16 protein-coding genes are annotated in these 18,774 nt (G+C 72.2%); 7 read left to right on the top strand and 9 right to left on the bottom strand.

Going from position 1 to position 18,774, the window contains the following annotated elements:
- Window positions 1-49: 49 nt before the first annotated feature.
- From ACFW47_RS12905 to ACFW47_RS12895, 3 genes are all read right to left on the bottom strand, one after another.
- Window positions 50-1,627: a sodium:solute symporter family protein gene (locus ACFW47_RS12905; protein WP_386305803.1), complete on the bottom strand. Its 1,578-nt coding sequence runs from the start codon at window positions 1,625-1,627 to the stop codon at window positions 50-52.
- 211 nt (window positions 1,628-1,838) lie between these two features.
- A complete protein-coding gene (locus ACFW47_RS12900; RefSeq protein WP_386280908.1) occupies window positions 1,839-3,722 on the bottom strand; it encodes an MFS transporter in 1,884 nt (627 codons plus the stop codon).
- Between the two features lie 191 nt (window positions 3,723-3,913).
- Window positions 3,914-6,448, bottom strand: a complete 2,535-nt coding sequence (locus ACFW47_RS12895) for a D-alanyl-D-alanine carboxypeptidase (RefSeq protein WP_386305802.1) — start codon at window positions 6,446-6,448, stop codon at window positions 3,914-3,916.
- A gap of 189 nt (window positions 6,449-6,637) precedes the next feature.
- On the opposite strand from ACFW47_RS12895, the gene ACFW47_RS12890 reads away from it, so the two are divergent.
- The 3 genes from ACFW47_RS12890 (at window position 6,638) to ACFW47_RS12880 (ending at window position 8,923) form a co-directional block, all read left to right on the top strand.
- The gene (locus ACFW47_RS12890; protein ID WP_073729459.1) at window positions 6,638-7,396 is read left to right on the top strand and encodes a GPP34 family phosphoprotein; all 759 of its coding nucleotides are present in this window, start codon (window positions 6,638-6,640) and stop codon (window positions 7,394-7,396) included.
- A gap of 301 nt (window positions 7,397-7,697) precedes the next feature.
- Window positions 7,698-8,555 (top strand): helix-turn-helix domain-containing protein, encoded by an 858-nt coding sequence (locus tag ACFW47_RS12885; RefSeq protein WP_386280912.1) that lies wholly within the window; start codon window positions 7,698-7,700, stop codon window positions 8,553-8,555.
- A 176-nt stretch (window positions 8,556-8,731) separates the two neighbouring features.
- The gene (locus tag ACFW47_RS12880; protein ID WP_386280914.1) at window positions 8,732-8,923 is read left to right on the top strand and encodes a DUF397 domain-containing protein; all 192 of its coding nucleotides are present in this window, start codon (window positions 8,732-8,734) and stop codon (window positions 8,921-8,923) included.
- 88 nt (window positions 8,924-9,011) lie between these two features.
- Here ACFW47_RS12880 and ACFW47_RS12875 read toward each other — a convergent pair whose 3' ends face one another.
- Genes ACFW47_RS12875 through ACFW47_RS12865 form a run of 3 tightly spaced genes read right to left on the bottom strand, consistent with a single transcriptional unit; the run spans window position 9,012 to window position 11,475 of the window.
- Complete coding sequence (locus ACFW47_RS12875) at window positions 9,012-9,890, bottom strand: MerR family transcriptional regulator (RefSeq protein WP_386305800.1); 879 nt, start codon at window positions 9,888-9,890, stop codon at window positions 9,012-9,014.
- Between the two features lie 55 nt (window positions 9,891-9,945).
- A complete protein-coding gene (locus ACFW47_RS12870; protein ID WP_386305798.1) occupies window positions 9,946-10,467 on the bottom strand; it encodes a glutathione peroxidase in 522 nt (173 codons plus the stop codon).
- Window positions 10,468-10,476: 9 nt separating this feature from the next.
- Window positions 10,477-11,475: an ArsR/SmtB family transcription factor gene (locus tag ACFW47_RS12865; protein ID WP_386280922.1), complete on the bottom strand. Its 999-nt coding sequence runs from the start codon at window positions 11,473-11,475 to the stop codon at window positions 10,477-10,479.
- Window positions 11,476-11,561: 86 nt separating this feature from the next.
- Between ACFW47_RS12865 and ACFW47_RS12860 the strand changes: the two genes are divergently transcribed.
- The gene (locus tag ACFW47_RS12860; protein WP_386305796.1) at window positions 11,562-12,779 is read left to right on the top strand and encodes an MFS transporter; all 1,218 of its coding nucleotides are present in this window, start codon (window positions 11,562-11,564) and stop codon (window positions 12,777-12,779) included.
- A gap of 152 nt (window positions 12,780-12,931) precedes the next feature.
- The gene (locus ACFW47_RS12855; protein WP_386280928.1) at window positions 12,932-14,044 is read left to right on the top strand and encodes a PP2C family protein-serine/threonine phosphatase; all 1,113 of its coding nucleotides are present in this window, start codon (window positions 12,932-12,934) and stop codon (window positions 14,042-14,044) included.
- A gap of 27 nt (window positions 14,045-14,071) precedes the next feature.
- Here the strand turns inward: ACFW47_RS12855 and ACFW47_RS12850 are convergent, their stop codons facing one another.
- From ACFW47_RS12850 to ACFW47_RS12840, 3 genes are read right to left on the bottom strand one after another with little or no spacing between them, the layout of a single operon-like run.
- The gene (locus ACFW47_RS12850) at window positions 14,072-14,773 is read right to left on the bottom strand and encodes a DUF5701 family protein (protein WP_386280930.1); all 702 of its coding nucleotides are present in this window, start codon (window positions 14,771-14,773) and stop codon (window positions 14,072-14,074) included.
- Window positions 14,770-15,465: a CatB-related O-acetyltransferase gene (locus ACFW47_RS12845; protein WP_386305795.1), complete on the bottom strand. Its 696-nt coding sequence runs from the start codon at window positions 15,463-15,465 to the stop codon at window positions 14,770-14,772. Before ACFW47_RS12845 ends, ACFW47_RS12850 begins: the two co-directional genes overlap by 4 nt.
- A complete protein-coding gene (locus ACFW47_RS12840) occupies window positions 15,462-16,355 on the bottom strand; it encodes a virginiamycin B lyase (protein ID WP_386305793.1) in 894 nt (297 codons plus the stop codon). The genes ACFW47_RS12845 and ACFW47_RS12840 overlap by 4 nt, the downstream gene beginning before the upstream one ends.
- A gap of 68 nt (window positions 16,356-16,423) precedes the next feature.
- Between ACFW47_RS12840 and ACFW47_RS12835 the strand changes: the two genes are divergently transcribed.
- Both ACFW47_RS12835 and ACFW47_RS12830 read left to right on the top strand, forming a co-directional pair.
- Window positions 16,424-17,125: a TetR/AcrR family transcriptional regulator gene (locus ACFW47_RS12835; RefSeq protein WP_386280937.1), complete on the top strand. Its 702-nt coding sequence runs from the start codon at window positions 16,424-16,426 to the stop codon at window positions 17,123-17,125.
- Window positions 17,126-17,134: 9 nt separating this feature from the next.
- Window positions 17,135-18,715, top strand: a complete 1,581-nt coding sequence (locus ACFW47_RS12830; protein ID WP_386305929.1) for an MFS transporter — start codon at window positions 17,135-17,137, stop codon at window positions 18,713-18,715.
- Window positions 18,716-18,774 lie beyond the last annotated feature (59 nt).

Here is an 18,774-nt window from a genome sequence, read left to right as displayed (position 1 = left end):
TGCCCCGGCCCCGCCCGGGACACCGTCCGCACCCACGGAGCGCACTCTCCTAGTCACCCACCCGGGACCGCGCCACCGACTCCTCCGCGCCGCCCGCCGGCGTCGGGATCGCGGCCGCCGTACCCGAGGCGTCGCCGTCGGTGTTGACCTTCTCGATGATCGCGAGCCGTTCCGGCGTGTCCTCCGGCTTGAGGTAACCGATCAGGACGTACAGGACCAGCGACACGGCCAGCGGGATCGACACCTGGTACTCCAGCGGCACCCCGCCCGCCACGTTCCAGTGGATCGGGTAGTTGACCAGCCAGAAGGCGAGCAGACCGGCCGCCCAGCTGGTGAGCGCCGCCGTCGGGCCGGAACGGCGGAAGGGCCGCAGCAGACCGAGCATCATCGGGATCGCGATCGGGCCCATCAGTCCGGCCACCCACTTGATGACGACGGTGATGATGTCCTTGAACGTCGGCGAGTCGACCTGCGTGGCCACCGCCATGGACAGCCCGAGGAAGACCACCGTGGTCAGGCGGGCCGCCAGCAGCCCGGACCGGGTGCCCCAGGCCCGCGCCCGCGCCGACAGCACCGGCGCCACATCGCGGGTGAAGACGGCGGCGATGGCGTTGGCGTCCGAGGAGCACATGGCCATGGTGTGCGAGAAGAAGCCGACGATGACCAGTCCCAGCAGCCCGTGCGGCAGCAGCTGCTCGGTCATCAGGGCGTAGGAGTCGGAGCCGTCCGGTTTCTGCGACTCCACCAGCAGCGGCGACATCCACATCGGGAAGAACAGCACCAGCGGCCAGACCAGCCACAGCACCGCCGACAGCCGCGCGGAGCGGGTGGCCTCGCGGGCGTTGCTCGTGGCCATGTAGCGCTGGGCCTGGTTGAGCATGCCGCCGTTGTACTCGAAGAGCTTGATGAAGAGGTAGGCGAGCAGGAACACCGCCCCGTACGGGCCGACCAGCGGTTCGGCGTGGCCCTGGAGTTCGGGCTCGTCCCAGACGCCGAAGAAGCCGCCGTGGTCGCCGAGCTTCACGACGACGGCGACGAACATCGCGACGCCGGCCAGCAGCTGGATGACGAACTGGCCCAGCTCGGTCAGCGCGTCCGCCCACAGGCCGCCGATCGTGCAGTAGACGCCCGTGACGACACCGGTGATCAGGATGCCCTGGTTGAGGGAGATGCCGGTGAAGACCGACAGCAGGGTGGCGATGGCCGCCCACTTCGCGGCCACGTCCACGATCTTCAGCAGCATCCCGGACCAGGCCAGGGCCTGCTGGGTGGGCAGGTTGTACCGGTTCTTCAGGTACTCCAGGGGAGAGGCCACGTGCAGCCGGGAGCGCAGCCGGTTGATGCGCGGCGCGAACAGGGTGGAGCCGATGGCGATGCCGAGGGCGATCGGGAAGGACCACGTCACGAACGACGTCACGCCGTAGGTGTAGGCGATGCCCGCGTACCCGGTGAACATCACCGCGCTGTAACCCGACATGTGGTGCGAGATGCCGGACAGCCACCAGGGCATCTTGCCGCCGGCCGTGAAGAAGTCGCTGACGTTGTCCACGCGTTTGTGCGACCAGACGCCGATCGCCACCATGACGGCGAAGTAGCCGATGAGCACGGACCAGTCGAGACCGTTCATGTGCCCCCTTCCGGGGTCCGCCTTGTGAACACCGCTCAGCCGGTTGGCACTTCGCACGAGCGGGGTAGGGGCGTGACAGGCCGCGAAGTGCCCGCTCATCGTGGGTGCGACGACGCGGGCACGACAAGAAAGGGGAGGGTCAAGAGCGGGTAAAAAGGTTCGACTAGCTGACCTCGGTTCATCTACATGAACGAATGCCGGGGTTGACGGGCTACTTCAGTTCGTCGGGGCAGGGCGTGCCGCGCTTGAGCCCGTACGGCGAAGCCAGCCGGTACGTGCCCGCCTCGGGAGCGATCAGCGTGGTCCACTTGTCGCCCTCGGCGGTCTCCTCCGTCTCCATCAGGCAGCCGTTGACGTTGTCGTACGTCTTCGGCGTGCCCTCCGGAGCGTTCTTGGAGGCCTCGGTCTCCTGGGGCGGCTCCAGCTTGTTGCCCTCGTCGTCGACGAGGCTCAGCCACGGCGAGTACGGCATCCGGATCAGGATGCGTCCCGGCTCCTTCACGTCGATCGTCCACTCGTCCTGCCCGGCACTCTGGACGACGGCGTTGGGCTCGGCCAGCGGTGTCGGGTCGAGCACCTGGAACAGCTGCCAGTTGGCGTCGCCCCAGATCTGCTTCAGGTACGGCAGGCCCCGCTGCAGCAGCTCCCGCTCGCGCTTGCCGCCGTCACCGTCCGGCTCGCCCTTGGGCAGCACCACGTAGTGCACGGCCCAGCGCTTGAGCCACTCGTGGTAGTTGGCCGAGTTGAGCGTGTCGTCGTAGAAGAGCGGATTGCGCTCCATGTCGGCCTGGCGGGTCCAGCCGCGGGCCAGGTTCACGTACGGCGCGAGCGCCGAGGCCTCCCGGTGGGAACGGGCGGGTACGGCCTCCACCCGGCCCTTCTCGGCGCCGGCCTCCTGCAGTTCGTTGAGGAGCGGCGCCAGCTCGCGCGCCCAGGAAGCGGTCGGCTGGGTGTGGACGACGTCGTCGGCCGACTTGAAGCCGATCCAGCCGACGAAGCCGGCGAGCGAGACCACGAGCGCGTACCACTTGCGGGACTTCGGCACCGTGAACGGCAGCGCGGCCACCAGCACCACCCCGGCGAAGAGCATCGCCAGGCGTGTGATGTTGGAGCCGATCTGGGAGCTGATCAGCCAGACCAGCAGCACGGACAGGCCGTAGACCGCGGACGTGATCCGCACGGTCGTCCAGGTGCCCGGCACGAACCAGAACACCAGCCCCGCGAACAGGACCGGCAGGACCGCCGAGCCGAAGGCCATCGGCTGGGTGCCGGAGAAGGGGAACAGCACGGCCGACAGCGCCACGACCGCGGCCGGCGCCAGCCCCAGCGACCAGGCGCCCGGACGGCGCTTCTGCAGGAACAGGGCGACCGCCACCAGGCCCACGAAGAGGCCCGCGACCGGTGACGCCATGGTGGACAGCGCGGCCAGCGGAGCCGCGCACAGCCCCTTCGCCCAGCGCTTGTGCCGCCAGCGGTGCGGCCAGCAGAACACCGCGGCGACCGCGCCCAGCCCGAACATCATGCCCAGCCCGAACGTCACCCGGCCCGACGCGGCGTTGCCCATCAGTCCGAACAGGCCCGCCAGCGACGCCCACAGCGGATTGCGGACCACCCGGCTGCGGATCAGGATCATCGTCAGCAGCCCGGCCGACACCGTCCCGGCGATCATCATCGTCGTGCGCACGCCGAGCACCGACATCAGGTACGGAGAGACCACGCTGTACGACACCGGGTGCATGCCGCCGTACCAGGCGAGGTTGTACGCCGAGGCCGGGTGACGGCCGACGAACTCCGCCCACGCGTCCTGCGCCGCGAGGTCGCCGCCACTGTTCGCGAACGTGAAGAACCAGGCGATGTGGAGGGCCCCGGCGAGGGCGGTGACGGACAGCACGGGGTGGCGCAGCATGCGTTCGCGCAGGGCCCAGAACGCCCCCTTCACCGCGGACGGCGCTTCCGGCTCGCGACGCCCGCCACCGCCCCCGGTGCGGTCCGCGTCACGACCGCCGTCCGTGCGGGGCGCGGGTACGCGTGGTCGCGGGCCGGCTCCCGGGCCCGGTTCGGCGTCGTCGGCGCGTGTCGGCTCCGCAGTGGCCACCTGAAGGCACTCCCCGTGTCCCGTCTTCTGATTTCGGCCGTGTCCCGTTCCCGCGACCGGCGACCTGCCCCGTTTCGTGACGCTAGCACGCACGCCCGCACCGTGGCTTGTTCCCCTGTGGAAAGCGAACACCCCCGCGGCCGGGCGGCCGCGGGGGCTTCACATCGCCATGTCCCGGGTGGGCCGGGCCGTCAGCCCAGCCGGGTCAGCTTGTCCGTGAAGGCGGGCTCCACGAGATCCTTCTGGAGGGCGACGGGAACCTTCACCGCGCCCGCCGCGCCGCCGTCGCCCACGGTCAGGGTGCCGACCTTCGTGCCGGCGGCGGCCGTGTGCGGCACCTCGTCCGCCTCGAACGTCAGCTTCACGGTCAGGCCCGGCCAGCCGACGGCCTTGACGTCCTGGGTGGCGACGACCGGGGTCCGGCCGCCGAGACCGTCGTCGACGTAGCCGACGACGTCCCCCTTCTTCAGGATCGTCGACGACTCCAGGACGTCCTGCGCGGCCCGGATCAGCTTGTCGCTGGAGTCGAGCGCGGCACCGAGGATGGTGTTGTCCTTGCCGCCCGCCGGCTGGCGCACCACGGCACCGATGATGGTGCGGGTCTCGCCGCCGACCTCCTTCTTGGCAGCGAAGACGAGGTTGCCGAGAGCGGAGGTGGTGGTGCCGGTCTTGATGCCGACGACGCCGTTGTGACCGACCAGGTGGTTCCAGTTGGAGTGGTTCACGCCCTTGTAGTCGTCGTACGACATCTTCTGGGCCACCTCGCGGAACGCGACCGACTTCATCGCCTCCTTGGCCAGCTTCACCTGGTCCACGGCCGTGCTCACCGTCGTGTTGTTCAGGCCCGACGGGTCGGTGTACGTGGTGTTGGTCATGCCGAGGTCCTTCGCGGCGGCGTTCATCTTCTCCACGAACGCCTCCTCCGACCCCGCGTCCCAGCGGGCGAGCAGCCGCGCCACGTTGTTCGCGGACGCGATGAGGATGGCGTCCAGGGCCTCGCGCTGGGAGATCTTGTCACCCGCGTACACGTGCACGGTCGACTCGTCGCCGGCCTCCGACTGGTCCTCGGCCGCCTGGTCGATCTCGATCATCGGACCGTCGGCACCGCTCTTGAGCGGGTGGTCGCGCAGGATGACGTACGCCGTCATGACCTTGGCGACACTCGCGATCGGCACGGGCTTCTGCTCGCCGGACGAGCCGAAGGTGCCGATGCCCTGCACGTCCAGCGCCGCCTGCCCGCTGGACGGCCACGGGATCCCGGGCTTGCCGCCCTCGAACGTGAAGCTCTCCCGCGCCGTGAGGTCCAGCTCCGGCGCGGGCAGCGGGCGCATGGACTGCACCACGCCGAGGATGACCACCAGGAGCAGGACCAGCGGCGTCCAGATCTTGACCCGGCGCACCGTCGTGCGCAGCGGGGTCTCCGGCGGCGGGGGAGTGTTCGTCAGCTCCGCCAGCAGATCCAGCGGCGGCTTCGGCGGCAGCGGCTGCTGCGTGGTCCGCTCGGGCCCGACGTGCGGTACGGCGGTGGTGGTTCCGGTACGGGGGGCCTGCGGTGCCTCGGGAGGCGTGGCCGGTGCCTTCTGCGGGGGCTTGCGGGTCGCCGGGTCGTCCGGCTGCCGGAGCGCCACGAACTTGCTGGTCCGCTCGGCGTCGCTCTCGGCGGGCTTCCCCGGCGCGGCGGCGTCGCCCAGCTTCAGCATGGTCGTCGGCTGGTCGACCTCACGCGCGGAGGGCCGCAACGCCTTGAAGACAGCGGTCGGCTGATCACCACCGGGCTCCTTGCCGGAGCCGGCGCCCGCGTCCGCGGCGGCACCCACGCCCGAGCCCCGGGGGCCGTCGCCGCCCGCCCCGTCCTCGCCGTCCGAGTCGGCGCCCTCGTCGTCGGGCGCCTTGCCGTCGCGGGGTGCGTCAGTACTGCCGCGGGGCTCCCCGTCGGCGTCCGAGTCGGTGCGCTCGTCCCCGGGCGTCTCGCCGTCGGTCTGCTGCCCGGCGGTGGCGACCGCGCCGGAGTCCCGGGCGGCGTCACCGTCCGGGTGGGTCCCGTGACCGGTCTCGCCCTCGGGGTCCGGGTCGGCGTGCTCGACCGCGCGGCTCTCCGCGTCCCGCGACGCGTCCGCGCTCCCGCCACCGGGGCCGACCGCCCCGTCCCGGGGGGCCGACTCGTCGTCCGCCGTGGCACCGCGGCCGGCGGCGGGCTCCGTGCCCTCCCGCGGCGCCTCGGAGTCCGCGTCGGCGTCCGGATCGCCGCCCTCCGCGGCCCCCGCGCCCGGCGTGTCCTCGGCGTCGTCCTCCGCGTCCTCGCGCCGCGCGTTCGCGGCGGCCCGCTCCTCGGCGGTCGCCACCCACGCCGCGACGGCGTCCCTCAGCCGCCCGTCGCTCGCGGCGGCGGGGCCCGCCGGTGCGTCCTCGGCGGCGTCGGAGCCCTCGGACGCGGTGGAGGATCCGGCGCTCTCCGCGTCGGCGTCGGCTTCCGCGTCCTCGCTCTGCGTGTCGCGGACCGACAGCACCCGGGTGGCCGTGTCGACCCCGCCGCGCGACTTCCCGGACCCGGCGGACGCCGAAGGCTTCGCGGCGTCCCGCGCCACCGACAGCCGCGGATCACGCGTCTCGCTCGCCCCGGTCCTGGCTTCGGGAACCGGACCCGCGCTCCCCGACGTCGGTTCTTCCGACGACTCGTGCTGCTTCGACCTGTCGGGGGACTCGCCCGCCACCGATGCCTCCTCCATGCGCCGCACGCCTCGTGTGCGCTACCGAACCCGTACCGGAACCATGTACCAGTGTCCTGTGTACGGGTGGAACCCACGCGGTAGACGAGAACGACATACCTACTGGTTCCACTACGAAGCGGTCACGCACCCTCGACAGACCAATGTGAGAGGGGTCACCCTGTCTGTCATCCACGCGGGGAGGCATGGATGGGCAGGAGCCGCAGAACACTTCCGGAGGAGCTTCTGCTGCTGGCGTTGGACCCGACCACGGGTACCACCGCGCAGCCGCAGTCGCTCGACCTCGGTCTGGCCGGAGCGCAGCTGGTGGAGCTGGCGCTGGCCGGACGGATAGCCCCAGACGGGGATCGTATCGCCGTGGTGGCCCCACGGCCGACAGGAGATCCAACACTGGACTGCGCGTTGGAGTTGCTGCGAAGGCGCGGCGCTCCCGTACGGGCGGTCAACTGGATTGGCGGACCCCGCCTGGGGCTGCGCCAGACCTACCTCTCGCATCTGGAGCGATGCGGCATGGTGCATGCCGTGGAGGGCCAGATGTGCGGGGTGCTGCCGACGACTCGCTACCAGGCGACGGACACGGCGATCAGCAGGGAGATCAAGGCCCGGCTGGACTCGGCGATCCGCACCGGCGTACCGCCGGACCCGCGGACCGCGGCGCTCGCCGCGCTGGCCCACGCGGTCGGCCTCGGCAAGCACCTCTACCCGGGCAACGAAGGACGCTCGTCACGGTCCCGCCTTCGGGACCTCATCAGGCACGACCCCATGGGCGGCCTGGTGGCGCACGCGGTGATGGACGTCCAGAACGGCGCGGCGGCCCAGCCACGCCGCAGCCCGGCACCGGCCGGCCGCCAGGCCGCGGGACCGGGCGCCAGGACGGCCCCGGAGCCCGCCCGCGGTGTTCCGGCGCAGCCACGCCACGGATCCATGGCCCGCGCGGCGGCCCACTGAGCCGCACGAGCCCACCGCACCACCGCACCACCGCACCGCCGCACCACCAGTCCCCGAGCCCGGTCACGGGAGCCGCAGGTCCGCGCGGGGCGGTGGGACCGACCGCACGTCCGCAGCAGCCGGACAGCGGAAAGGTTCCGCCGCCCCGCGCGGCCATGTGTGCGGGTGGCGCCCCGAACTGGCGTGTACGCGGCGCATATCGACCGTTTCCCAGCGGTAGAAAGCACCTTGGTGGCAGTCTGCTCAGCAGCAGATACGCAAAGTGGCAGCTATGAGTCACGCAGCCGGAGGTGCACGTCCCGTGGCGTCCAATGTCAATCCCACCGTCAGGCGGCGCCGGCTGGGCCAGGAGCTGCGCCGGCTCCGTGAGCTCAAGGGCATGACGGCCGAGGAGGTGGCGGAGCGGCTGCTGGTCTCGCAGTCGAAGATCAGCCGTCTGGAGAACGGCCGGCGCAGCATCAGCCAGCGCGACGTCCGTGACCTGTGCGGGGTGTACGAGGTCGAGGACCAGCGGATGGTCGACTCGCTGATGGAGATGGCGAAGGACTCCCGCCAGCAGGGCTGGTGGCACGCTTTCGGAGATATCCCGTACAGCGTCTACATCGGCCTGGAGACCGACGCCGAGTCGCTGCGGACCTACGAACCCCAGATCATCACCGGCCTGCTGCAGACCCGGTCGTACGCCGAGGCGCTGATCCAGGGCGCCCTGCCCGAGACGCCGGTCGCGGACGTGGAGAAACGCGTCCAGGTCCGGATACGGCGTCAGGAGCGCATCACGGCGGAGACCAACCCGCTGCGGCTGTGGGTGGTCCTCGACGAGGCCTGCCTGCGCCGGGTGGTGGGCAGCAAGCAGGTGATGCGCGAGCAGCTGGAGCACGTCGCCGAGATGTCGCAGCTGCCGCACATCACCGTGCAGGTGCTGCCGTTCGACGTCGGTGGCCACCCCGGCATCAACGGCCAGTACTCGATCCTGGAGTTCGCCGACACCGCCGACTCCAGCGTCGTCTACATCGAGGGCGTCACCAGCGACCTGTACCTGGAGAAGGCCCCGGACGTACAGAAGTACACGGTGATGTACGAGCACTTGCGGGCGCAGGCCCTCAACGTGGACGAGTCGCGGCGGCGCATCGAGGATGTGGCGAAGGAGTACGCCCGCTGACGCGGTGGCGGATGTTACAGCCCTGGTGTGCAGTACAGGAAGAGTCACCTGGAATATGCCACCCGGTCGGGTGAATGGCTGCTCCGTACGGCGAGGTCAGCGAGTAGCGTCGATCACGCCAAAGATCAAGCGTCATTGGCGTGAACCACACTCAGCGACTCACCATCGGAGCAGACATGGCAATTCTCCAGGGCGCCCAGGAATCGTGGACCAAGTCCTCCTACTCCGGAGGAAACGGCGCGTGCGTCGAGGTCAAGTCGCCGGTCGTGGCGGCACTCGCCGTCCGTGACTCCAAGGTCCCCGGGGGGCCGACGCTGGCCTTCCCCGCCGACGCGTGGAACGCCTTCGTGACCTCGGTCAAGAAGTAACGGCTCCACGCGACGCCCGTCAGCACCGCCGACGGAGCCCTCTCGACCAGTTCGCCGACCTTGCCGAGAGGGCTCTGCGCAGTTCGGCTCAGCTCACGGGGAACGCGATGTCGCACACCGGGTCCCCGGGACCCGCCGCCTCCCAGTCGGCGAAGTACACCTCACGGCACGGCCCCGTCACCGTCAGCCCCTGGGCCGCGATCCATTCCTCCACCGCCTCGAACGCGGCCAGGATCTGCGGATGGGCCACCTGCGCCTTGGTGATCCGGGTGTAGGCCAGCCGCTGGGCCGGCTCCACCCGCACCCGCGTCTGCCAGGCCCGCCCCCGCTCCTCGCACCATGCCCGGGCCGCCGTCTCGTCGGCGACCGGCACGCACGACTCGGCCGGACCGTCGCTCTCCACCGAAACCTCGGAGTGGTACAGGACGAACGGCGCCGCCGTCACACCCCCGCAGCCCCGGGCCGCCTCCTCCAGCCGCCCCAGCGACGCACCGATCCAGGCCGGCAGCTCGTCCGCCAGCGTGTGCCGGGTCTCGCTGATCACCACCTGCCCGGGCACGTCCACCGTCTCGACCACGAACTTCCCGTTCATCCCGGAACTCCTTCCCGAAAGGCGTCCACGGAGGTAGTCGGCGAGCGTGCGCTGCCCGGCCACCCGGGCCTCGACCCCGGACCAGTAGGCGCCGAGCAGTTCGGCGCCGCCCGGCCCGTCCGCGCGCACCACCTCCGCGACCTTCGCCAGCGGCATGTCCAGTTGGCGCAGCAGGGCCACGAGCCGGGCGCGTTCGATCTGGCCGGGGCGGTAGTAGCGGTAGCCGGTGACCTCGTCCACGTGGTCGGGCACCAGCAGGCCCATACGGTCGTACAGCCGAAGGGCCTTGGCCGAGAGCCGGGCCCGCGCGGCGAACGCCCCGATGGGCAGCAAGCCGCCGTCGCGTTCTTCGTCCACGACGCCATCCTCCGTCACCGAGCGGTCCGTCCGCCCGGTGACGGAGACGCTCGGGCCTGTCCCAGGGGCAAGGTCAACCCGCCAGCCGCTCCTCCACGGCCGCCACGACCTCGGCCGCCTCCGGCTCGGTCTGCGGCGCGAACCGGGCGGCGACCTTGCCGTCCCGCCCGATCAGGAACTTCTCGAAGTTCCAGCGGATGTCCCCGCTGTGCCCCTCGGCGTCCGCGAAGCCCGTCAGCCGGTCGTACAGCGGATGCCGGCCCTCCCCGTTGACCTCCACCTTCTCCGTCATCGGGAAGGTGACGCCGTACGTCGCCGAACAGAACTCGGCGATCTCGTCGGCGCTGCCCGGCTCCTGGCCCATGAACTGGTTGCACGGCACGCCGAGCACGGTGAACCCCTGCTCCGCGTACCGCTCGTGCAGCCGCTCCAGGCCCGAGTACTGCGGGCTGAGCCCGCACTTGGAGGCCACGTTGACCACCAGTACCACCCGGCCCGCGTACTGGGAGAGGTCCGCGGACCCGCCCTGGAGGGCACCGATCTCCACGTCGAGGGGAAGGCTGTCGTTGTCACGCGCGTTCTGTGAGGTCGTCATGGGCGGATGCTAGCCCCGCGACATGTCACGCGCCCCGCACGCCCGCTGCCCGCTCGCCTCCACGAGCACGTCCCCGGCCGCCGTCCGCGAGTACAGCACCGACCGTCCCGCCCGCCGCCGCCGCACCAGCCCCGCGTCCAGCAGCACCCGCAGATGCCGCCCGACCGAACCGAGCCCCTGCCCGGTCAGGCCGACCAGCTGGCTGGTGCTCATGGGGGAGCCGAGCAGCGTCAGGACGCCCGCGCGGGCCGGTCCGAGCAGCGCGCCGAGGGCGGCCGGCACGTGCCGGGCACCGTCGTCCGCGAGGGCGCCCGCGCACGGGTAGACCACCGCGTACCGCTCCGGTTCCTCCCACGCCACCCACCCGTGCCGCTGCGGAGTGACCGGTACCAGGACCAGTTCGGCGCCGGACAGGTCGCGGGGCGGATAGGGGTTCAGGTTGATCTGGAGCCGGCTGTCGCCGAGCCAGCGGGTGCCGGGCCGCAGGGCGTCCAGCACGGCCGCCCAGCCACCCCGGGTCACCTGCGCGGTCCGCGCGACGACATCGGCTTCCAGGACCCGGCGCCGCCGGTCCCAGTACGGCCGTACCGCCTCGGCCCAGACGTCCTGAAGCAGCGCGGCGGCCCGTTCGGGCAGGTCGTCGCGGTCCAGGGCGGCGGGCAGCGGGCCCCCGAGGGAGACGGCCAGGTCGGCGCGGGCCTGGCCGGGGCGGGTCGCCCGGACGCGGGCGACGCCCTCCTCGAAGCTCTCGCCCTCGGCCGGTGTGGGGGTGAGGAAGTCGGCGATCCATTCCCGGCCGACGCCCGAGCGGACGAGCAGAGCGGTCACCGGGTCCTCGGCCAGCCGGCGCCGGTGCGCGGGCAGGTGGGTGTCGAGCCAGGCCCGTTCACCGGGGTGCGCGGCCACACCGGCGTGCAGCAGTTTCAGGCACGCGAAGGTCTCGGCGAGCGGCGAGACGACGAAACGGCTGCGAGCGAGCGTGTCGGCGTTCACCTGCCACCAGCCCATACGGCGCCCCCGTTCCGTGCCGGGCGAGGTTTCGCCCTCGCGCGAAACGATAACGGCCGCCCTCCCCGCCGCCCGAGACTCCCCGCATGCCGGACACGCCCCGCAAGAGCTACACGGACCTCTTCCGAACCCCCGAATTCGGCCCCCTCTTCCTCTCCTCCTCCGCCAACATCGCCGCCCAGACGGTGAGCGGCCTGGCGCTCGGCACGCTCGTGTTCCGGGCGACCGGCTCGCCGCTGCTGTCCGCGCTGAGCATGTTCGGCCCGGCGCTCGCCCAGGTGCTGGGCGCCACGTTCTTCCTCTCCGGCGCGGACCGGCTGCCCCCGCGGGCGACGCTGGCGGGCCTCTCGCTGGCCTTCGCCGCGGCCACCGCGGCCCTCGCGCTGCCCGGCCTGCCGGTCTGGGCGATGCTCGCCGTCGTCTTCGGCGAGGGCCTGATCGCCTCCCTCGGCGGCGGGGTCCGCTGGGGCCTGCTGAACGAGATCCTCACCAAGGACGGGTACCTGACGGGACGCTCGATCTTCAACATGATGAACGGCGTCATGCAGATCGCCGGCTACGCGGCCGGCGGAGTCCTGGTGACCGTGGTGTCGCCGCGCCTGTGCCTGCTGCTCGCGGCCGGCCTCTACGGAGCGGCGGCCGCGCTCGCGCTGCTGCTGACCCGCCGCCCGCCCCGCGCCGCCGGCCGCCCCTCCGTGGCCGCCACCTGGCGCGCCAACGCCCGGCTGTGGTCCGCCCGTCCCCGCCGCCACGTCTACCTGGCCCTGTGGATCCCCAACGGCCTCGTCGTCGGCTGCGAGTCCCTGTACGTCTCCTACGACCCCCGCGCCGCGGGCACACTCTTCGCCTGCGCCGCGCTGGGGATGCTGGCCGGTGACGTGACCGTCGGCCGTCTGCTGCCGCCCCGGCTGCGCCCGCGCCTCGGCATCCCCCTGCTGGTGCTGCTGGCCGCCCCGTACCTCGCCCTCTTCCTGCGCCCGCCGCTGCCGGTGACGGCCGTCCTGGTCGCCCTGGCCTCCGTCGGCTTCGGCGCGAGCCTGGTGCAGCAGGAGCGCCTGGTCGTCCTCACCCCGGACGAGCTGACCGGCCACGCCCTCGGCCTGCACTCCGCCGGGATGCTCACGGCACAGGGCCTCGCCGCGTCCCTGGCGGGCACGGTGGCCCAGTTCACCTCCCCGGCGACGGCGATGACGGCGATGGCCCTCGTCTCCCTCGCGGTGACCCTCACGCTCACGGTGGTGAGCCGCCGGGACGCGGGTGCGGACGGCGGGCTGCTGCCGAGGCGGGCGCCGGAAGCGGCGTGACCGCCCGGCCGTCCGGCCGCTCGGCCTCGATTGGGTTAAGGACCGCCCGGTGACTCCTGCCCGATCAGACCCTTGCATAGGCTAAGAGACTGGGGAGGGACGCCTGAGAAGAGGAGAGGGCGGCTCTTGAGCGCTGCGACACCGGAGTAGTCATGACCGTGAAGAAGTCGCCGTCCAGTTCCACGATGCTGGCCTGGATGCCCGCGGCGGCCATGACCGTGGTCGCGGTCGTCGACCTCACGGCCGGTCCGGACGTGGGGCTGCTGCCGCTGGTGTCGCTGGGGCCGGCGTTCGCCGGGCTGGTCGGGGGCTGGCGGCGCACGGCGGTGATCGGGCTGGCCGCGCTGCTGCTCTGCGTGGGCCTCGGCCTCTACAACGGGCTCTTCGACCGGCCCCGCGGCTACACCGCCATGGTGTCGGTGGCCGGCGTCACCGGCGTCGGCATCGCGGCGGCCGTGATGCGCTCGCGCCGGGAGGCGGAGCTGGCCAGCGTCCGGTCGATCGCGGAGGCGGCGCAACGGGTGCTGCTGCGCCCGGTGCCGCTGACCGCGGGCCCGCTGCACGCGGCCGTCTCGTACACCTCGGCGCTCGCCGAGGCCCGGATCGGCGGCGACCTGTACGAGGTGGTGGCCTCGCCGCACGGCGTCCGGGTGATCGTGGGCGACGTACAGGGCAAGGGGCTGGCCGCGGTGGAGACGGCGGCGCGGGTCCTCGGCGCCTTCCGGGAGGCGGCGTACGACGAGAAGGACCTGGTCAAGCTCGGTGAGCGGCTGGAACGCAGCGTCGCCCGGGAGCTGGAGGACGAGAAGTTCGTGACCGCGATCCTCGCCGAGATCGGCCACGACCACCAGGTCGTCCTCCTCAACTACGGCCACCCGGCCCCGATGGTCGTCCACCCCGACGGCACCGCCGACTTCCCGGAGCCGCCCGCCTACGCCCTCCCGCTGGGCCTGTCCGCCCACGGCGGTCCCGGCCCGGAACCCTTCCCGGTGCCCTTCGTCCCCGGCGACCAGCTGCTCCTCTACACCGACGGTGTCACGGAGGCCCGGGACGAGGAGGGCGGCTTCTACCCCCTCGCCGAGCGCACCCACCTCCTCAAGGACCCCGACGTCCACCGCGCGCTGGACGCCCTGCGCGAGGACCTGGTCCGGCACGCGGCCGGACCGCACCACGACGACGCCGCGATGCTGCTGCTGCGCTACCAGGGGCACGCCGGCGCCGGACCGGCCGCCGGCGTGGCGGCCGCTGCCGATCCGGCCGGCTGAACGGACCGGCGGTTCCGGAGCGGCGGGTCAGGCGTGGCGGGCGCCCGCGGACGCCATGCCCAGCCAGGTGTGCGGGTTTCCGGCCCAGCACCAGCCGAGCTTCGGGGCCTTCTGGCTGATCCAGATCGCCGGGACCCGCCGGTCGCCGGACCGGGACCCACCGAGCGAGAAGCACTTGTTCTTCACCAGGAGCCGCGGAGCGTGCGTCATCAGCGCGATGCCCTCCTCGATGGTGAGCAGGGTGCGGCCCCGTTCGGCGACGGTGGCCATCGCGTCGTTCGGTACGGCCCCGCAGAACTCCTCCCCGCGCTCGACGTCGAACAGCAGGTGGACGCCGTCCGGGCCGGGCGGCTCGGCCTCCTCGGTGGCGACGAACCGTTCCAGCGAGCCGGGCTCGAAGCTGCGGTCGACGAAGCCGGGCAGCTTGCCGCCGTGCAGGGTGGTCAGCGGCATGGTCCGTTCGACCGGCACGAGGGCGCGGGTGACGACGAGGACGAACGGCACCCGGCCGCTCACGGCCGGATCGTACGCGGTGCCCGCCGCGGCGCCCGCCCGCTCCACGGCCGCGGCACGCAGCGGCGCCACCAACTCGGCGAACTGCTCGGGGGTGCGGCCGGCGAGCGCCGGGTAGCCGAGCGAGTCCAGCGTCCGGACCTGCCGGTCGAACTCGGCCGCGGCGTCGTAGGCGGGGGAATCGGCGGAGGCGATGGGACTCTTCCGGTCGGTCAAGCGAGGTTCTCCTTCGTCTTACCCGTCGCGGCGGTGTTCGCGATGGATTCGATGTCGGCGGGGCTGCCGGACATGATCGTGCGGACGTGGCGGGTGACCAGCTCGACGGGCCAGTCCCACCACGCGGCCCGCTGGAGCCGGGCGACGTCGTCGGCGTCGTACCGCGTGCGGATGGGCCGCGCCGGGTTGCCGCCGACGATCGTGTACGGCGCGACGTCCCCCGTGACCACCGCGCCTGCGGCGACGATCGCCCCGTCGCCGATGCGTACGCCGGGCATGACGGTGGCGCCGTAGCCGAACCAGACGTCGTTTCCGACGACCGTGTCGCCACGGCTGGGCATGCCGGTGACCAGGTCGAGCGTGGCCTCGGCCCAGGCACCGCCGAACATGGTGAACGGGAAGGTGGAGACGCCCGTCGTCGGGTGCTCGGCCCCGGCCATCAGGAACCGGGTGCCGGAGGCGATCGCGCAGTACTTGCCGATGACCAGCCTCTCCGGCCCGTATGCGTAGAGCACGTTGCGGGTCTCGAAGGCGGTGGCGTCGTCGGGATCGTCGTAGTAGGTGAAGTCGCCGACCTGGATGCGTTCGTCGGTGACGAGCGGCTTGAGCAGGACGACTCTCGGATGCTGTGCGAGCGGATGCAGGACACCGGGGTCCGGGGCGGCCTCGCCGTCGGTTCCGGGGCCGGTCATGCGGTGACCTCGATCCTGGCCAGGGAGCCGGTTTCCAGGGCGCACCACAGGGCGCCGTCGTGCGGGGCGATGCCGTGCGGTTCGCAGTCGGGGCGGGGCAGCGCGTACGAGGTGACGCGCCCGTCGACGGTGATCCGCCCGACCCGGCCGCTGCCCCACTCGGTGAACCACATCGCCCCGTCGGGCCCGGCGGCGACGGCGTGCGGCCGGCACGCCGGGTCGGGCAGCGGGTACTCGGTGATCTCACCGTCCACGGTGATCCGGCCGATGCGCCCGGCCCCGATCTCCGTGAACCACAGCGCGCCGTCCGGCCCCGGCGCGATGCCGACCGGCGCAGCGCCCTCGGTCGGCAGGGGGTGGACGGTGCCGGCCCCGTCGGTGGTGATCCGCCCGATCGCGTTCTCCTGATTGAGGGTCATCCACAGCGCCCCGTCCGGGCCCGCCGTGATGGCGGACGGAAAGGCGCCGGGCGCCGGATACTCGGTGACCTCGCCGTCCACGGTGACGCGGCCGACCCGGTCGGCGGCGGAGAGCGTGAACCACATCGCCCCGTCCGGTCCGGCCGCGATCCCGAACGGTCCGCCCTCCGGGGTCGCCGGCGCGAAGGAGGAACGGGAGCCGTCGGGCGCGATCCGCCCGATGCGGTGCGCCTGGTACTCGGTGAACCACACGGCCCCGTCCGGCCCCGCCGCGATGAGCGTCGGCCCGGCCCCGACCGGGTGGACGGTGACGGTCCCGTCGCCCGGGTCGCGGCGGCCGACGGCGCCCTGGTGGACGAGGGTGAACCAGAGGGCACCGTCCGGCCCTTCGGTGAGGGCGTAGGGCCCGGCGTCCGGACCGCTGACGGCCAACTCCCCTACGGATGCGGAGACTTCCCGAAAATCATTCATCGGTAGTAACTTTAGGGCGAGGCTACACAGGCAGTCAATATAAATTTACGACGAGAGTAGTTTTTCTGATGGACCCCATCGACCCGTCCCCACCACCCCACCCGACGTCTCTCGGCCTGCGCGAGACCAAGAAGCGCGAGACCCGGCAGCTCATCTCCGACCGGGCGACCGCGCTCTTCATCGAGCAGGGCTTCGAGCGCACGACGATCGCCGAGATCGCCGACGCCGCCCGCGTCGCCAAGAAGACGGTGACGAACTACTTCCCGCGCAAGGAGGACCTGGCCCTCGACCACCAGGACGAGTTCGTCGCCACCCTGGCCGACGCCGTCACGGCGCGCGAGGGGGACGAGACTCCGCTGGCCGCCCTGCGCCGCGCCTTCCTGGCAGCCGTGGCCGCCCAGGACCCCGTCGCGGGCTTCGCCGGCCCGGCCTTCACCCGCATGATCGCCGACAGTCCCACCCTCACGTCGTGCCTGCGCGGTCTGCACGACCGGCGGGAGGAGGCGCTGGCCGAGGCGCTGGCGGAAACGACCGCCGCCCCACCCGACGACATCACCCCCCGCGCGGTCGCCGCCCTGCTCGGCGGAGTCCACCGCGTGCTGTTCACCCGCATCCAGGAACTGACCCTGGCGGGCCGCGCCAACCCGGAGATCGCGGAGGTGCTGGACGGCGAGACGCGACGCGCCTTCGACCTCCTGGAACCGGCCTTGCGGGACTACGGCCTGAGGGCTCCGGGTGCGACACCACCCGAACGGACGCACACTGACTGAGTGAGCGAAATGCGCACCAAACGGGGCGACTCGGCCCTCGGTGCGGGCCGCGCCACCTCCCAGCCGCTGGCACTCGCGGCCATGATGTTCGCGGTGGCGATGACCTTCATCGACCAGACCATCGTGTCGATCGCGGCGCCCGACGTCGTCTCCGAACTCGGCCTCTCCGCCACGGGCATGCAGTGGGTGATCAACGCCTATCTGCTGGCCCTGGCCGCGTTCTTCGCCCTCGGTGGCCGCCTGGCCGACCTGTGGGGCCCGCGCCGCGTGGTCGTCGCGGGCACCCTGATCTTCGTCATCTCCTCGGTACTGTGCGGCTGCGTACCGGCCGACGACTACGCTCTCGCCTGGCTGGTCGTCTTCCGCGCCACCCAGGGCCTGGGCGCCGCCCTGCTCTTCCCGGCCGCGCTCGCCGTGGTGGTGGCGGTGTTCCCCGTCGAGCGCCGCGGACGCGCCCTCGCCCTCTTCTTCGGCGTCACCGGCGCCCTCACCGCCGTAGGGCCCCTGCTCGGCGGCTGGCTGACGGCCTGGACCTGGCGGGCGATCTTCTGGGTCAACGTCCCCGTGGCCGTCATCGCCCTGCTCCTCACGGCCCTGGCCCACATCCCCGACCGCCGCCGCGAAGAGACCCTGGACGTGCGGGGCGCCCTCTTGATCGTCGCCGGCATGGGCCTGAGCGTCCTCGGCTTCCAGCAGGCGTCGGCGTGGGGCTGGGACAGCGCGGCGACCTGGGCCTGCACGGTGGGCGGCCTGGCCCTCCTCTACGCCTTCGTCCGCTACGAACTCCGCACCCCCGGCCACCCGCTGATCAATCTGTCGGTCTTCCGCGACCGCGGCTTCGCCACCGACACGCTCGTCCTCTTCTTCGCGATGCTGGCGTTCGTACCGGTCTTCTTCTTCGCCTCGGTCTACGCCCAGGTCTCCCTGAGCGCATCCCCCAACCAGGCCGCCCTCTACCTCCTCTACTTCTTCGCCGGCTTCGCGATCGCCTCCCAGTGGGGCGGCCGCATCCTGGACAAGCGGGGCGCCCGCCCGGCGATGAAGATCGGCTGCGCGCTGGGCGCCGTGGGCTTCGCCCTCTGGGCGGGCAAACTCACCGACCTCTCCATGCACGACCAGTGGCCCTACGCCGCGCTGGCCGGCGCCGGTATCGGCTTCCTCCTGGCCCCGGCCTCGACGGACGCGGTCAACCGCGCGATCGACGCCTCCTACGGCGAGGTCACGGGCATCACCCAGACCGTCCGCAACTACGCGGCGAGCGTGGGCCTGGCCGTCTTCGGCACCGTCCTGACCCACACCATGACCGACCGGGTCACCGAAACCCTCGGCACACGCGGCGTCCCCCAGGGCGCGGACCACTCCGTCGCCCGCGACGTGACCCAGTCCATCACCGGCAACGCGGACACCCGCACCCCCAGCGGCGACGGCCCCCTGGAGACGACGATGCGGGAGGCCATGCCCGCCATCCGCATGGACTTCGCCGAGGCCAACCAATGGATCTTCTACGGCATGGCCATCGCCCTGGCCGTGGGGTACTTCTGCGCGCTGCGGCACCCGGGGGGCCGGGCAGAGCCGCAGGGCGGCGACTGACAGCCGGCGGCGTCCAGAGCATTGACGGTCCGTCAGACGGCCAGCATCATAAATGGGCA

The organism is Streptomyces sp. NPDC058796, from assembly GCF_042745235.1.
Classification (GTDB): domain Bacteria; phylum Actinomycetota; class Actinomycetes; order Streptomycetales; family Streptomycetaceae; genus Streptomyces.
The sequence above is the reverse complement of the archived record's forward strand: the minus strand, read 5'-3'. Positions and strand labels throughout refer to the sequence as shown.